The organism is Mycolicibacterium austroafricanum (assembly GCF_902705885.1).
GTDB lineage: Bacteria > Actinomycetota > Actinomycetes > Mycobacteriales > Mycobacteriaceae > Mycobacterium > Mycobacterium vanbaalenii_A.
The window spans coordinates 1-15189 of record NZ_CACSIP010000023.1 but is presented as its reverse complement, the minus strand read 5'-3'; the positions used below and the strand labels follow the sequence as shown (position 1 = coordinate 15189).

Genomic DNA, 15189 nt, shown 5'->3' with positions numbered 1-15189 from the left:
GCACTCCTGTCTCGCTTGTAGAGAAACGGGAATGATCACATCTTGTCTCACCAGCTACACCTTGTACTGGACCAGATCGGCACTGGTGGAAGACAATTGGGAGGGTATCGCGGATCGGTACGCCGAACTAGTTCGCGGCAGGTCGGCGACGTACCAGTTCTCGCGGGACGTTCTGCTGAATGCTCTGTCAGGCAAAGTTTTTGGTCTCGATGTTCTTGACGTTGGTTGCGGTGAGGCCATCGTCAGCCGAGCGCCGGCAACCGCCGGAGCACGCGTCGTGGGCATAGATCCCACACGCACGCTGATCGCGGATGCCGAAGCGGCCGAGCATGCCCCATTGGCTGGAGTTATCTACCGCGTCGATGACGGAACCACCCTGCACACCGTGCCTGACATTTCCATGGATGGTGTGCCGGCAGCGTTGTCGCTGAACAACATGGCTGATCTCGATGCCGCCCCTGGATTGGTCCAACGAGTGCTGCGCTCTGGTGGGTGGTTTGCCTTCACAGTGCCGCATCCGTGCTTCGAGGCCCCCTGCCACCAAGATCACCGGACCCCACCGCCTTAAACTTTCCTTACCGATACCTTATGTTTCTTATTTTTGTGTTAGCGTCTGCGGGTGGGCTCCCGGCGGGCGCCGGGAGGACACACACATGACCCATCACGATCAGCTCGACGCAGCACGGCGAACGCCGACACGAGCTACCATCCGTCGATGGCGTACAACCCGCCTGTTGGCGCAATCGACTGCGCCGCAACCGCATCGAGCACCGCGCCTCCACGCACAGCCGCGCAGCAGCGGCGACCGCCACCACGCCCCGGCGGCTGCCCATGCTTGACGTCACCTACCGCGACACCCGCCACCGGGTTACCGAACTGGTCGCCTCGCTCGACACCGACGAACTGCGGCGCTCGGTGCCCGCGACCCCCGAGTGGTCGATTCACGACCTGCTGTCTCACCTGGTCGGCGGCGCATCAGATGCGGTGTGTGGTCGGGTTGAGGGAGCACCGGGCGACGCCTGGACCGCGCGACACGTCGCTGAACGACACGACGCGTGCCTCGACGAGCTGCTCGCCGAGTGGGACCGCCTCGGGCCGGCCATCGAGGCAGGGCTGGTGGGCCAGACGTTTGACGGCCCGAATATCGCCGCTGACCTCATCTGCCATGAAGCCGATTTGCATGAGGCCTTGGGCTTGGCCCGGCCGGATCGCGTCCACTGGTACGACCCGTTTCTTCCGGTGATGATGCGGCTGCTCGGACGGCGGCTGCGCGGCATTGCCTCGGTCGTTGTCCGCGACGAATACGACGACGAATGGCGCTGCGGTTCCGGTGACACCACCGTCACACTGCACGCCGATGGCTATGAGCTGCTACGCGCCATGTTCAGTCGCCGTTCACGGCGCCAGATCCGGACGTGGAATTGGTCGCCGGCGCCTGGCACGCAGCTCGTCGACGCATTCGGGTTCTTCGGTCCACGCGACGACGACCAGCCCATCCCGCGACTCGCACCGTAACCAACACCGCCCACGGCGGAAGACGGCGAGCCCCCCAGACTGCTCTGGTTCGGTACTCGACGATTGCGGCGTGTCTCATTTCTACAGAATGGGGACGGCTCAGATTCTGTCTCGGATGCTTGGCGGCAATGGCGCCGCACTCCGCGCTCTCGACATCTACTACAGCTCGTCGTAGCGTTGGGTGATGAGGGTGGGGATCGTCGGTGGTGGATTCGCAGGGTTGGCGGCAGCGATCATGTTCCGTCGAGGCGGCCACGATGTCAGCTTGTTCGAGAAGGCAGGCGGGCCCACCTTTGCTGGTGGAGCGATCTCCCTGGCCGCGAACGCCTTGGCGTGCCTATCGATCCTTGGTGTTCGCGACCGCGTTAAGACTGAACCGTGGTCACACACGCCCGCCACTGTACGAACGCCGGCGGGCCGTGTGCTCATCCGTCGGACCTTGGCCGAACTCACTGGCGGGAGGCAGTACGCCGCCGTCCCCCGGCGCGAGCTGCTCAGGTGGCTTGCCGACGAACTTCCGCACGATTGCCTGCATTACAGCAGCACGGTGACCCAGGTCAGTGCGGACGGCGTGCTCTCCGTCGGCGATTCCGAGCAGCGGTTCGATTTGATCGTCGCAGCTGATGGAGCACGTGGAGTGTGCAGGACATCGTTATGGCCCAAGGCATCCCCGGTTCGATCCACCGGCATACGGGGCTGGTCCTGGATCGTCGATCGCGAGCTTTCTGCCGGATTCGGTCCAATCTGGGGGTGCACCAACGATTTCGGGATACTGCCGCTCCACGACGGGCGCACCTACATCTACGGCGGCACGACCCGCCCCGAGGCGCGACTGGATGACTACCAAACCTGGCCTGATCCGCTCCCTAGCCTCATCGACGCCGCCTGGTCGAGCCAGGTCTCTACCCCCGAAATTTTCGAAGCTCGGCCGCCTCGTCATTTGATGCGCGGCAAGGTGGTGCTGATCGGCGACGCAGCCCATCCCATGCGGCCCACCTTCGGCCAAGGCGCCGCGCTGGCGATGGAGGACGCGATCACCTTGGCCCGTGACAGTATCTCGGGACTGTCCAAGCGAAGAAGGCGCTTGCTGACGTTGTACGCCGCGTCCAACGCCGGGTCGTACTTCGCCACACCGAGGATCTCCGCGCTGGAAACGGCGCGCAACATGTCACTGGCCGTCACACCCGACCGACTCTTCAGCGCAATGGCAGGCTCAGTGAGCCGATGGCAGCCATCCCTGAGCGCAACCTGACGGCGCAGTCCGAATTCCCTTCGCCAAGCCGAGCACTGTCTTTGTCTGTAAATAGCGGAATCGCGCCCTGTACTTCGTTGCGCAAAAGTACTACCGCGTGTAGTAGCAGTTTGGCGCGACGAGGGGTTCACGTGCGCGGACAATCACAGCTCAGCCGGGATCGCTGGGACAACCGATTCCGTCTCAGCGCCGCAATCTTTGGAGCTGCGGTAGCGCTGCACGGCGCGGACCACTTGCGGCGAGGCATGGATGTCATCCCGCCCGCAGTGATGGTGGCGGGAATGACTCAAATCGCCTTAGCTGTCCTCACGATCATGCTGGTGTTTCTCGGTAGCCGATGGGCACCGCATGCTGCAGTGGTCGTTGGTTTTGTCAGCGCAGCGGGCTTCGCCGTTGCACATCTGCTGCCGACGTGGGGCTTCTTTAGTGACAGCTTCATCAATGCGTTGCCGGCTGCGCGGATCACCTGGTTCTCTTGGGTGACTGCAGTTTTCGAAATCATCGCCGACATTGTTTTCGGCCTCGTCGGGCTTGCAGTCCTGCGATCGCGCGCGACGTCGCAGGTGTTGCCCGCTGTGGGGCGCGATTGACGATGGCGAGTGTCGTCGCCATGGTTCGAAGCGAGCGAGAAGACCTTGCCAACTTGCTTGCCGATTTCAATCCCGCCCAATGGAGCCACCCGACCCTGTGTAGCCAGTGGCGGGTACGTGATCTCGCCGCACATGTCATCAGTTACGACGGACTCTCCTATGCCCAGATCGCGAAAAAACGCCTTCTCGATGCGGGCGGCAGCATGGACCGCTTCAACGCCAACGCCATCGCTGACTACGTCGATCTGGGGACGGCTGAATTGGTCGACCTGATTCGACAGCGTGCGCAGCCACGTGGCTACATGGCTGCATTCGGAGGCACCATCGGCCTCCTCGATGCCATGATCCACCAGCAAGATATCCGCCGGCCCCTGGGCATCGCGCGCGTCATTCCGCCCCAGCGCCTCCGCGCTGCCTTACAGCGATCGCTCTATGTGCCGATCCTGTGCAGCGCATGGCGTGGCCGGGGGCTACAACTGATTGCGACCGATGTGGACTGGAGGTACGGCAGCGGACCCGAAGTGCGTGCACCGGGAGAGGCACTGCTGATGACCCTCGCCGGCCGCTCGGCAGCTTTCGGCGAACTGTCCGGTCAGGGAGCGGCCACACTTCTTCGCCGCTTGCCCGCTGAACGAGGCTGAGCCGCCAGAGCCAGAGTTGTGCGGCGCGAGAACCACAGGGTCATCTCATTTCTAGAGAAGTTGGACGACTCAGATCCTCTCTCGCAACGCAGGGGACGACCTGTGGGGGTAACCGGGTGGTGGTTTCTGACACGACGCCAGAGATGTACCTTCCCAATAATGGAGTGCTGCAGTAAAGGCCGGAGGACTAACAGAACGGCGGCAGGGTTGCCTCTTGTTTCGTTTGATTGACGGGGGGTTCAAGAGCTCCGACGCTCGTCGGCGCTATCTGGCAACCTATGACGAGCTTCGGGCATTGACCCCACCGCCGGATGTCGTGCTTGACGTTCCGACCGAGTTCGGCATTGTCCGGGTGTATCAGCACGGGCCGAGCGGCGGTGTGCCGGTCGTACTGGTACACGGCTTTTACCTGACTTCGGCTATGTGGTGCGAACAAATCAAGGGTCTGACTGGCGATTTCACCGTTTATACGATGGACATGTTGGGCCAGCCCGGAGCGAGTATTCGGTCGAAACCAGCGCTGACGGCTGCAGGCTGCGCGCGCACCATTGATGCAGTTCTAGCGGGCATCGGGCTGCGCGATGTGCATTTGGTTGGGCATTCCAATGGGGGGTGGCATGTCACCCAGACCGCGGCGCGGGAGCCTAGTCGTTTAGCGACCGTGACGCTGATTGATCCGGCTAGCACGGTAACGAGACTCTCTGTGCGGTGCTGGCGGCATTTTGGGCTGCTGGGTCGGCGCCCGCGTTCCGTGCGGGCTCAACGTGGCGCCGCGTGGATTATGGGTCAGCATCCGCCGGGCAGTTTCAGTGACATGCTCACTGGGCTGTTTGTTGCCGGATTCGCCGCCTTCACGCCACCGATGCGTGGCGCGTTCCCATTTCTCCCTAGTGTGCGCCTGCTACGTTCAGTGAATCCTCCGGTCCAGGTTCTTCTGGCGGGCAACACCGTCCACAATTCAGATAAGGGAATTCGGCGAATAGAATCTGTAGTCCCCGGGTGGCGGTATCGCCTGTGGCCCAAAGCCACTCACGCCTTGCCTGCCGAGCTTCCTGACGAGGTGAATGCTTGTATCCGACAGTTCGTGAAAGAACACCGTGACGGCGCCTAGTCAGTACGGTCTTTGGCCGGGGGATGGCCGCTCCGGGAGTGGGTGCGGCTAAGCCGCGGCTTGACGCCAGGACCCGCCCACTCTGTCTCGTTTGTAGAGAAGTTGGTCGACGCAGAACCTGTCTCAGCTAATAGGGGGGTTGGCGTCGGAAACTTGCTTCCAGGTGTCCGGGGATGCTTATCGTCCGACTTGGCACATCCTCGGGCCACTCATCACGCAGGACTTCATTACTGATCGGCCCAGCTGTCAGGCTGGGAGCCGTCGATGTCGGTGAATCCGTACTCTCGGGCGAGTTGCGCAGAGGTGAGCGAGCACTGGTTCCACCTCGCCCGCTCCGGATCGGCGGCCAGCGCAGCGACTCCACGCCCGACGTAGCGCGGTGATTCTGAGGCCGCGAAACCTTCCGGGGCGCTGGGGTATCCCTCGATGCCGCCCGGTGCCACAGCAGTGCGCCAGTTGCCCTCCGTGACACCAAAATTCGCGAGCATCATCTCCGAACGCAACCAGCCCGGGGTGATCGCCACCGCCGTGGCTCCGTGTTCTTTCAGCTCATGGCCTTGGGAGAACGCCAGGCGGTTCACTGCGACCTTGGCGAGGTCGTAGAACGCCGAGATCCGGTACCGCGAGGCGTTGTAGTCGCGAGTTCCATCGGTCACTTCTACGAGCAGCCCGCCGGGCTCGCCGATCAGCAACGGAAGCAGATGGTGGGATGTGATGAGGTGGGTGTCGATGGCCAGGCGCAAGATCCGCAGGCCGTCGTCGAGGTCGTGTTCCCAGATGGGGGTGTTCCAGGTCGCGGGCGTGCCCTTGAGAACCTCGGCCCCCCAGATGTCGTTGACCAGCACGTGGATACGGCCATGCTCGACGCGCACGCGTTCGGCCAGCACGCGAACCTGCTCGGAGTCGAGGTGGTCGACCTGGATTGCGATCCCGTTGCCGCCCAGCCGGGTGACCAGACCGGCGGTCTCCTCGATGGTCTCGGGCCGGTCATAGTCGGATCCGCCGGTGCCCGTGACGCTGCTGCGGCCGGTGCAGATCACGGTTGCGCCGACCTCACCAAGGGCTGCGGCGATACCGCGCCCAGCGCCTCTAGTTGCGCCGGCAACCACCGCGACACAACCACGAAGTGCCTCAGATTCAGGCGCCCAAGCCATCACAACAGTCTCTCAGTTTCAGACCTTCACGGAGAGCCGATGCTACGGCGAGCGAGCGCTGAAGTGAGCGTTCTTTGGGTTGCACCCACCCAAGCCCCGTCTCGCTTGTAGAGAAACGAGCACAATCAAATCTTGTCTCACATCTGGGATGCTGCCGCCGAACGGAACGGGCACGCCGTTCCCTGTAGCCCTCGAAGGCCACCAAGCCCGCGTGTAGCAGCCCATACTCCATCGGCAAATAGTCCCGCGCTCGGATCAAACGCGCAGCCAATGCCGGTGATTCATCACCAAGGATCCGGCGTGCACGACGTGCATGGAACGTACTCGATGCGATTCTGATCGCCGCCGGGCTATCCGCCAACAGTGGCGTCGAGTTCACGATTTTCTCGACAGTCGTCATCGACTCGTCATCCACGACGACGTTGCCGACAGGCACCCCGAGGTCGTGCGCGCATGCCGACGGCTCCTTCTCGCGGGTTGTCCTTAGTGTCATCGAGGAGAAGCCTGGCCGCGATCGCCCGTGATTTCTGGCTGGCGCGCTCGAACTTGGCGATGATGTCGGCCACCGACTCGTCGTCGGCCACGGTGAAGGTGCCTTCGTCGCAGCGCGAGTGCCCGTCGCACTCGGATTCGGCTAGGCCCGCCCAGAACCGCTGAAACCAGATCCTCTCGGCGCCGGCGGCATGCTTGATCAGCGAGATCGGCGTCGTCAACGAGGTGACAAGCCGGCGTCGGGCCTCGGTTTCGGATAGCCCGCGAACAGTGTCGATGAGCGCTTCGCGGCTGCGGTCGAGCATGCCCTCGATGATCGACCGCTCATCGCCGTTGCGTATCTGATTGTCTGACATAGCATTTGCTCCATTCCGCATCTGTGTGGGTGCTTGTCTTGTGTGGGTGTCGGTAGGGCGCGACACCTGGCATAACGGGGCAGCCGACCGTTGATTTCGTGCGCACGAAGCGGTCAATCCCTGACTGACGTCGGCCTGCCGCACACACTGGGGCCTTGGTGACACGCCGGTAGGAGGGGCATCCTCAAGCAGTGAATGGTTTCGAGCAGCTCCTCGCCGCGGCACGGGCCGCGGTCGCTCCACGCCAGTTGAGCGAGACCGCCGCGTGCGGCACTGTCGGTGCTGCGATTGAGACGGCTGGCGGCGACGTGTTCGTCGGCATCTGCGTGGACACAGCGTCATCAATGGGCTTCTGCGCCGAGCACTCTGCCGCGGCTGCGATGCTTACCGCTGGTCAGAGCGAGATCATGCGAATCGTCGCGGTGGACCGCCACGGCGCGGTCCTACCTCCCTGCGGGCGCTGCCGCGAATTCATCATCCAGCTCAACGCGGCCAATGCAGACACTCTCGTGATGCTCGACTCAGATCGCTCGATCCCGCTTCGCGAGCTGCTGCCGTTCCGATGATCGTACGGTAACCAGCCCGCTAATTCACCCCTCGGCTTGCCCCGCAGCCTCTGGAGACGTGGCCCCGTCTCGTTTCTAGAGAATGTGGACGTCTCACGTCTTGTTTCAGATGTCAGTGACGATGCGTTGCAGGGTGCGCTGGCAACCTGCGCTCATGGTTGGGCTGCTTTCGACGTAATACCAGACCGCGCCCATGGCCTGCTGGAAGGCCCACGCCCGACCTCGTTGCCATTGCGCATCGTCGCAATCAAGACGTTCCCGTAATATGGCGCGGCCTCGGGCATTGAGCAGGTGCCAGGCGCCGACCAGATCGAGGGCGGGGTCGGCGGCACGCAGTCCACCGACATCGAGAACTCCAACGATGTGTTCCCCGTCGATAAGAATGTTCGGTGGGATGAGGTCGGCATGGTTCATGGCAGCCGGGTCTGGGCCGCGTGGGATCTCACGCATCTCGGCCCACAAAGCCCGTAGCGGGCCGACATCGAGGAGACCTTCGCTGTTAGTCAAGCACTGCTGCATCCAGTCGTCGTGTGCGAGGATGTCGCCACCGCGGCCGTTGCCATCAAAGGTTCGACCATCGGTATCGATGGCTCGGACGGCTTCGATGAAGCTCGCCAAATCAAGTGCGAATGATACCGATTCACTGACGTTGTCGGCTGTCGCCATTTGGCCGGGAAGCCATGAGTAGATCGACCACGGAAGCGGATAGCCACACCCTGCAGCGCCGAGAGCGATCGGCTCGGGAGTAGCAAAAGGTGACCGGCCGAGCAGCTCACTGGCTGCCGCGACCTCTACTTCTAAGCGTTCGCGGACGACCGCGACGTCGTCGAGCTCCAGTGGGAACCGGGCAACAAGGTGATCGCCGATACGGAAGATTGCGTTCACGGTGCCAGGGCTTTTGATCGGTCGAACCTCCGCGTGACGCCATTGAGGAAACTGCGTCGATACCAGCGTCTGCACCGTCAATTCAGAAATCAGGAGCTGTTCGGGATGCACATCCACGATGTCCGATCCTCGCAGCCGGTCGTCTAGGCGACAATGCGCCTTACAACAGACCTTCTCTTCACCGGCGGGACTCACGCCTTGTCTAGTTTCTAGAGAAACGAAGTCGATCAGATCCTGCCTCCGGCGGCGTGCCGCTTCTACCCGCCTATACCGACACTTGACCAGGGATTGATTCCGTTTCTGGCAGTCAGTAATGTCATTCACGGGTTTGATGCGGCCCGCCGCCCGCGCCGAGATATCGGTGAGGTGAACGCATCTGGATCGGTCGCCACCACACTCGTCTACGAGTCACACGGTGCCTGGACAATCAGCAATGCGGGCGCTGATCGCACACCGGCATCGGAAACGTAGGTGAAGTGATGGATCTGACCCTCGACGACGCCAAGCGAGCCGCACGCACCCTGCGGGAACAAGTACCCGCCGCCAATCTCACGCACTCCAAGGCCTTGGAGATCGTGGCCCAACAACTCGGCTTCCGCGACTGGAACACTGCAGCTGCGGGGCTCCCGACCCACCGGGGCATGAGCGCTCCTGTGCCGGTCCTCCGTAGCCTCGATGAAACTCGAGCACGCGAGTTCTACATCGATTACCTGCACTTCGCTATCGAGTGGCTACATCGCTTCGAGTACGCGCAATCAATCCTCTACATGCGATTGCGCCGGGACCGGTTCGTGCTCGACCTCTCTGAACACCACGGCGACGGCACCCCCGGATCGACCGTATGGGTACCGATCAGCGACGTCGCGGCGCTACACAAAGAACTCCACACCACTGGATACGACCGCATGAACCCCGGGATCGAAGCCGACTCACCAGGCGGACCCACCATGGAAGTCATCGACCCGTTCTCCAACACGATCCGGTTCTGCCAGACCACCGCATAGAAGGCGGTCACGCGCGGCATCCGACCACCCGGGCACGGTCATCATTCGCTGCCGTCTCGTTTCTAGAGAACCGAGACAGGGTTGCACGCGCTGCGTGACGTTCGCATAGCTCGAGGTCGCAGTGTCTCATTTCTTTTCTCACACTGCGTGTCTCAGATCCTCACTGTCGGCGGTTGGTGTGACTGTAGTGGGTGTGACGGCCATTCTCGGATACGCGCGGGTCAGCGCTTCTGGCCAGGACCTCGGGGGCCAGGTTTCTACGCTCAGCGCGGCCGGCGTCACTCCCGGACGGATGTTCAGTGACGAGGTGTCTGGCGCGGTTGGTACCGCGCGTCCCGGCCTGGCCAGGTTGCTTGATTACGCCCGCTCCGGCGACATTGTGATCGTGAGTGCGATCGATCGCTTAGGCCGCTCAGCCGCTGAAGTGACACGCACCATCGCAGACCTTGATGGACGCCGAATTCTGTTACGCGCCTTACGCGAGGGGGTGAATACCGCTACTCCAACCGGGCGCGCGGTCGCTGGCATCATGGCTACTCTGGCCGAACTGGAACTTGAGTTGGGTCGTGAACGCCGCGCCGCATCGCGGGCAACTCGTCGGGCGCGGCAGTTGCCGGTGACCAAACCACCGAAACTTTCCGCCGAGCGGCCGCGTACCGGTACTTGAAAGAGACCTCTGCTACTTCGTGAGGTACTCGATCAGCGCTCGGCGGATAGTCTCGCCTCGGCTTACACCATCGATGGCCGAACGTTCGTCGGTGAGTGTCACCAAACCAATGGGTAGCCGCACCGAATAAGTACTGGAGGCGTCCTCGGCAATCGAGGGGCGCCCTCGTCGACGCAGCTTCTCGGGTGGCACTCCATCCTCGGCCTCGGCTGCCAGTCGCTCGATGGTCTCTTCATCGAGATCACTCGGAAGGTGGCGCTCCATCAAAGACACCCCTTCACCCAGCGAGTCATCACGGGTTCCCAGCGGCGGCCGTGTCACCTTGTCGTTGTCAGGGTTGCGCTCGGTGACCGTGGTCCTTGGATTGCGCGCCGCGGTGGACGTCTTCACAAACTTGCCTGTAATGGCGCTGCGATGGCGGGTTCCGCTGCTGCGATTGGCGTCTCGCTCGGTGCTGGTCGCTGCTTTCTTGGTCATGTCAGTATCCGCCTCGGGCTTGTAGGGCTTTGTCGAGCTGATGCTTCCGGGCCTTCATGCAGTGGATTACGAGATCGGCTTGCGCTGTATGGAGCACGATCAGCTCCATACAGCGTGGCGTCAGGGGCGAAGCCGAAAATGCATGTCCGCGGTGGATCATCATCGATCACGTCTAGCTCGATGTGAACGTGCTTCAACGCGTGGAGGATGTCTCCTTCGCTGCGCCCATGCTTGAGCGCAGCAGAGTGAATCCGCACCGAATGCACCTCCAATATCGTAACACGAAATTAGGCGTCCGGGGTGGGTGCGCGCGACTGATTCAGGTGTGACTTGCGGTTGTGAAGCTCTCGGATTCGAGGCGTATGTCTGCAGCTTGTTTCGATACTTGAAGAAGGTCGGCAAGGACGATGACTAGTCACGGATGATGGCGGCGATCATCTGCGCACCGCGTCTTGCTCAGCTTCCGGCCCCAAGAGTGAAGATTGGCGTGTCTGTCGAATGGAAAGCCCACTGTTGCCTCGGCAGACTAGTACCGGTGCCCGGTGACACCGGGACTCAGCGGCGGAAGTCCCTAGCCCGCCGAATGACGCCCCCAAAGCACCGGGCCCACCCAAACACAAAGGTCACGAGCCATTTCTGGTTCGTGACCTTTGCGCTAGCAGTTCGTAGAACTCCTCTATGTGGGCGAAGGGGGACTTGAACCCCCACGTCCCGAAGGACACTGGCACCTGAAGCCAGCGCGTCTGCCATTCCGCCACTCGCCCGAATGACCGAGGGAGCCTATCACGCACCCCGGCCCTCGCCCCAACCGTACTGGCACGGCCTCCGTCATCGCCAAAAGGGGCTTCCCCAGGACCGTGACCTGCCACGATGGGTTTCTCAGAGTTCTGGTGGTCCCGCGAGGGCGGGCCCGGCCGATACCATGCATGCAAGCATGGCTGCCAGCCGACACGCTGGTGGCGCCACCGTGCGAAAAGATGCCGCACATCAGCGAGGGAGGCGACCGGGGCGATGGGTTTGGTCGACCGCTTCGAGCGCAAACTCGAGTCGACGGTTGGTGACGCCTTCGCCAGGGTATTCGGAGGCTCGATCGTCCCAGCGGAAGTGGAGTCGCTGCTCCGACGCGAGGCCGACAGCGGTGCACAAGAAGTACGTGGCGGACGAATTTTGGCCCCGAACGACTACGTCATTACCCTCAGTGTGCCCGATTACCGCAAGGTGAGCGCCGACCCGGACATCACCTCGACCACGTTCGCCAAGCACTTGGAGGGATACATCCATGAGCAGGGGTGGCAAACGTATGGTGATGTGGTCGTCAGATTCGAGCAGTCGCCCGACCTGCACACCGGACAGTTACGCGCGCGTGGTGCGGTCAACCCGGACTCGACCACAGGCGAACCCGCGCCACCTCGAGAACTTTCGTCCAACGCAGAACCAGGAGTACCACCGATGACCGACAATCCGAGCTACCGCGCCGGCCAGGGACAGGGTCGGCCGGCAGACGAATACTACGACGAGCGGTACAACCGGCCGGACGATCAGCAGCGCCCCCCGTATCCACCGTCTGAGCAGGGCGGCTACCCGCCGCAAGGCGAGCCCAACTATCCGCCGCGTGGTGGCTACCCCGACCAGGGTGGCTACCCGGACCAGGGCGGTTACCCCGACCAGGGCTACCCGCCTCCGTCCTACGAACAGCGCCCACCCGCCGGGTACGGCCCGCCGCAGGGCGGTTACCCCGACCAGGGGTATCGCCAGCCTCCCCCCGGCTACGGTCCACCTCCCGGTGGGCAGCCCGGGTACGGTCCCCCGCCCGGACCCCCCGCCAATGACTACGACTACGGCCGCGCGCCGGGTCGGCCCGACGACGGCGGTTACCCGCCGCCGGGACGCGGCTACCCGGACCAGGGCGGCTACCCGGACCAGGGCGGCTACCCGGATCAAGGTGGCTACGGTTCACAGGGCGGCCAGGCCTACGGGCGCCAGGACTACGGTCAGCCCGACTACGGCCGCTACAGCGAGCCCCCGGCCGGCTACTCCGACCAGGGCTACGGCGATCAGGGCTACGGCGATCAGGGGTACGGCGGCCCCGGTTACGGCGCGCCCGGCTACGGCGCCGGCCAGGGGGACTACCCCTCGGCGGGCACCGCGGTCACTCTGCAGCTCGATGACGGCAGCGGCCGCACGTACCAGCTGCGTGAAGGCGCCAATGTGATCGGACGGGGTCAGGACGCGCAGTTCCGGCTGCCCGACACCGGCGTCTCCCGCAGGCATCTGGAGATCCGCTGGGACGGGCAGGTCGCGCTATTGTCAGACCTCAACTCCACCAACGGCACCACGGTGAACAATGCGCCCGTACAGGAGTGGCAGCTGGCCGACGGTGACGTCATCCGGCTCGGCCACTCCGAGATCATCGTCCGCGTTCACTGAGGGTCGACAGCCCGGGGAAAGCTTTCTGCTTGACCCTCACGTCGAACGCCGCCGAAGTATGGTGGCGGTGCCGAAAGGACGCCTACGAGCGCTTGCGCGTGGCGTATGACGGGGACGGAGAGGACGTCAGATGCAGGGGCTAGTTCTGCAGCTGACCCGCGTCGGCTTCCTGCTGTTGCTGTGGCTGTTCATCTGGTCGGTGCTTCGCATCCTGCGCACCGACATCTACGCACCCACCGGCGCGGTGATGGCTCGGCGGGGGTTGGCGCTGCGCGGGACCCTGCTACCCAACCGAGGCCGCAGAAACGTCCCCCGCCAGTTGGTGGTCACCGAGGGCGCGCTACTGGGTACCCGGATCCCGCTGGGCACCCAGCCCATCCTGATCGGACGCGCCGATGACTCCACGCTGGTGCTGACCGACGACTACGCCTCCACCCGCCATGCCAGGCTCTCCCCACGAGGTCCGGAGTGGTATGTAGAGGATCTAGGATCGACCAACGGTACATACCTCGACAGGGCGAAGGTGACGACGGCGGTACGAGTTCCGATGGGCACACCGGTGCGGGTCGGCAAAACGGTGATCGAGCTCCGCCCGTGACGCCGCGCACGCGAGGAGCAAACGGCATCCCGCGCACGCGAGGAGCAAAAGGCATCCTGCGCACGCGAGGAGCAAAATGACCCTCGGACTTCGATACGCCGCGCGCAGCGACCGCGGGCTGGTCCGCGCCAACAACGAGGACTCGGTCTACGCCGGCGCCCGCCTGCTGGCCCTCGCCGACGGGATGGGTGGTCACGCGGCCGGGGAGATCGCCTCACAGCTGGTCATCGCCGCCCTGGCCCACCTCGACGACGACGAGCCCGGCGGCGACCTGCTGAGCAAACTCGGCGACGCTGTCCGGGAAGGCAACTCGGCGATCGCCGCGCACATCGAGGCCGACCCGGATCTCGACGGCATGGGCACCACGCTGACGGCCATCCTGTTCGCGGGCAACCGGCTCGGCCTGGTGCATATCGGCGACTCCCGCGGCTACATGCTGCGTGACGGCGAGCTCACCCAGATCACCAAGGACGACTCGTTCGTACAGACCCTGGTCGACGAGGGCCGCATCACCGCCGAGGAGGCGCACAGCCACCCGCAGCGCTCGTTGATCATGAAGGCCCTGACCGGCCACGAGGTGGAGCCGGCGCTGATCATGCGCGAGGCCCGTGTCGGAGACCGGTACCTGCTGTGCACCGACGGCCTCACCGACCCGGTCAGCCACGACACCATCGCCGAGGCGCTGCAGATCCCGGACGTCACCGAGAGTGCGGACCGTCTCGTCGAACTGGCGTTGCGTGGCGGCGGTCCCGACAACGTCACCCTGGTGGTGGCCGACGTCGTCGACTACGACTACGGCCAAACCCAACCGATCCTCGCCGGGGCGGTGTCCGGCAGCGACGATCAGAGCGCCCCACCGAACACCGCGGCCGGGCGCGCGTCGGCGTTCAACCCGAAACGCAATGTCGCCAAACCCGTTGTGCACCAACCAGAAGAACCACCACCGAAACCCCGCTCCCGGCGCCGCATGTTCATCATCGCCACTGTGCTGCTCCTTGTGGTACTCGCAGGCCTGGCCGTCGCACGCGAGATCGTGCGCAACAACTACTACGTCAGCGAACACGCCGGCACCGTCTCCATCATGCGGGGCGTGCAGGGCTCCTTCGCCGGGGTCTCGCTGCAGGAGCCCTACCTGCTCGGGTGTCTGAACGCCCGCAACGAACTCTCCCTGATCAGCGCAGGACAATCCCTGGATGACCTGGGCTGCCGGCTGCTCGCCGTCGACGACATGCGTCCGTCCGAACGCGCCCAGGTCATCGCCGGGCTGCCCTCGGGCACGCTCGACGACGCGATCCGACAGATCGAGCAGCTACGCGGCTCGGTCCTGCCGGTCTGCCCACCGCCCACTGCGACGACGACACCCAAGCCGACCCCGCACCTGCCCCCGTTGCCGCGCACCCCGACGCCGACCACCGCCGCGCCCGCACCCACCAGTGCGCCGCCCACCGCCACCC

16 protein-coding genes, 1 tRNA gene and 1 pseudogene are annotated in these 15189 nt (G+C 63.8%); 12 read left to right on the top strand and 6 right to left on the bottom strand.

Going from position 1 to position 15189, the window contains the following annotated elements:
* The first annotated feature begins 31 nt into the window (after positions 1-31).
* From BEMPMBAN_RS33175 to BEMPMBAN_RS15580, 6 genes are all read left to right on the top strand, one after another.
* Positions 32-568: a class I SAM-dependent methyltransferase gene (locus BEMPMBAN_RS33175; RefSeq protein ID WP_159231529.1), complete on the top strand. Its 537-nt coding sequence runs from the start codon at positions 32-34 to the stop codon at positions 566-568.
* Positions 569-831: 263 nt separating this feature from the next.
* The gene (locus BEMPMBAN_RS15600; RefSeq protein ID WP_159231527.1) at positions 832-1515 is read left to right on the top strand and encodes a maleylpyruvate isomerase N-terminal domain-containing protein; all 684 of its coding nucleotides are present in this window, start codon (positions 832-834) and stop codon (positions 1513-1515) included.
* A 190-nt stretch (positions 1516-1705) separates the two neighbouring features.
* The gene (locus BEMPMBAN_RS15595) at positions 1706-2767 is read left to right on the top strand and encodes an FAD-dependent monooxygenase (protein ID WP_159231525.1); all 1062 of its coding nucleotides are present in this window, start codon (positions 1706-1708) and stop codon (positions 2765-2767) included.
* 131 nt (positions 2768-2898) lie between these two features.
* Positions 2899-3357: a hypothetical protein gene (locus BEMPMBAN_RS15590; protein ID WP_234897491.1), complete on the top strand. Its 459-nt coding sequence runs from the start codon at positions 2899-2901 to the stop codon at positions 3355-3357.
* A 20-nt stretch (positions 3358-3377) separates the two neighbouring features.
* Positions 3378-3998 (top strand): maleylpyruvate isomerase family mycothiol-dependent enzyme, encoded by a 621-nt coding sequence (locus BEMPMBAN_RS15585; protein WP_234897490.1) that lies wholly within the window; start codon positions 3378-3380, stop codon positions 3996-3998.
* Positions 3999-4212: 214 nt separating this feature from the next.
* Complete coding sequence (locus tag BEMPMBAN_RS15580) at positions 4213-5109, top strand: alpha/beta fold hydrolase (RefSeq protein WP_234897489.1); 897 nt, start codon at positions 4213-4215, stop codon at positions 5107-5109.
* Between the two features lie 227 nt (positions 5110-5336).
* Here the strand turns inward: BEMPMBAN_RS15580 and BEMPMBAN_RS15575 are convergent, their stop codons facing one another.
* From BEMPMBAN_RS15575 to BEMPMBAN_RS15565, 3 genes are read right to left on the bottom strand one after another with little or no spacing between them, the layout of a single operon-like run.
* The gene (locus BEMPMBAN_RS15575; RefSeq protein WP_159231521.1) at positions 5337-6263 is read right to left on the bottom strand and encodes an SDR family oxidoreductase; all 927 of its coding nucleotides are present in this window, start codon (positions 6261-6263) and stop codon (positions 5337-5339) included.
* Positions 6247-6663 (bottom strand): hypothetical protein, encoded by a 417-nt coding sequence (locus tag BEMPMBAN_RS33170; RefSeq protein WP_425294984.1) that lies wholly within the window; start codon positions 6661-6663, stop codon positions 6247-6249. The genes BEMPMBAN_RS15575 and BEMPMBAN_RS33170 overlap by 17 nt, the downstream gene beginning before the upstream one ends.
* A gap of 7 nt (positions 6664-6670) precedes the next feature.
* The gene (locus BEMPMBAN_RS15565) at positions 6671-7111 is read right to left on the bottom strand and encodes a mycothiol transferase (protein ID WP_159231517.1); all 441 of its coding nucleotides are present in this window, start codon (positions 7109-7111) and stop codon (positions 6671-6673) included.
* 191 nt (positions 7112-7302) lie between these two features.
* Between BEMPMBAN_RS15565 and BEMPMBAN_RS15560 the strand changes: the two genes are divergently transcribed.
* Positions 7303-7677 carry a cytidine deaminase family protein gene (locus BEMPMBAN_RS15560; RefSeq protein WP_159231515.1) on the top strand — a complete coding sequence of 125 codons (375 nt, stop codon included), beginning with the start codon at positions 7303-7305 and terminating at the stop codon, positions 7675-7677.
* A 105-nt stretch (positions 7678-7782) separates the two neighbouring features.
* Here the strand turns inward: BEMPMBAN_RS15560 and BEMPMBAN_RS15555 are convergent, their stop codons facing one another.
* Positions 7783-8673, bottom strand: a complete 891-nt coding sequence (locus BEMPMBAN_RS15555) for an aminoglycoside phosphotransferase family protein (protein WP_159232061.1) — start codon at positions 8671-8673, stop codon at positions 7783-7785.
* Between the two features lie 368 nt (positions 8674-9041).
* On the opposite strand from BEMPMBAN_RS15555, the gene BEMPMBAN_RS15550 reads away from it, so the two are divergent.
* Together BEMPMBAN_RS15550 and BEMPMBAN_RS15545 are read left to right on the top strand one after the other, a co-directional pair.
* On the top strand, positions 9042-9566 hold the full coding sequence (locus BEMPMBAN_RS15550; protein WP_159231513.1) for a glyoxalase superfamily protein: 525 nt from the start codon (positions 9042-9044) through the stop codon (positions 9564-9566).
* A gap of 193 nt (positions 9567-9759) precedes the next feature.
* Positions 9760-10215, top strand: a pseudogene (locus tag BEMPMBAN_RS15545) (recombinase family protein); the annotation flags it as partial.
* 30 nt (positions 10216-10245) lie between these two features.
* On the opposite strand, the gene BEMPMBAN_RS15540 reads toward BEMPMBAN_RS15545, so the two are convergent.
* Together BEMPMBAN_RS15540 and BEMPMBAN_RS15535 are read right to left on the bottom strand one after the other, a co-directional pair.
* On the bottom strand, positions 10246-10710 hold the full coding sequence (locus BEMPMBAN_RS15540) for a hypothetical protein (RefSeq protein ID WP_159231509.1): 465 nt from the start codon (positions 10708-10710) through the stop codon (positions 10246-10248).
* Positions 10711-11391: 681 nt separating this feature from the next.
* A tRNA-Leu gene (locus BEMPMBAN_RS15535) sits at positions 11392-11474 on the bottom strand.
* Positions 11475-11721: 247 nt separating this feature from the next.
* Here BEMPMBAN_RS15535 and BEMPMBAN_RS15530 point away from each other — a divergent pair.
* From BEMPMBAN_RS15530 to BEMPMBAN_RS15520, 3 genes are all read left to right on the top strand, one after another.
* A complete protein-coding gene (locus BEMPMBAN_RS15530; RefSeq protein ID WP_159231507.1) occupies positions 11722-13137 on the top strand; it encodes an FhaA domain-containing protein in 1416 nt (471 codons plus the stop codon).
* Between the two features lie 130 nt (positions 13138-13267).
* A complete protein-coding gene (locus BEMPMBAN_RS15525; protein WP_159231505.1) occupies positions 13268-13735 on the top strand; it encodes an FHA domain-containing protein FhaB/FipA in 468 nt (155 codons plus the stop codon).
* Positions 13736-13811: 76 nt separating this feature from the next.
* Positions 13812-15189 (top strand): PP2C family protein-serine/threonine phosphatase (locus BEMPMBAN_RS15520; protein WP_159231502.1); only part of this gene is annotated, 1378 nt, incomplete at its 3' end.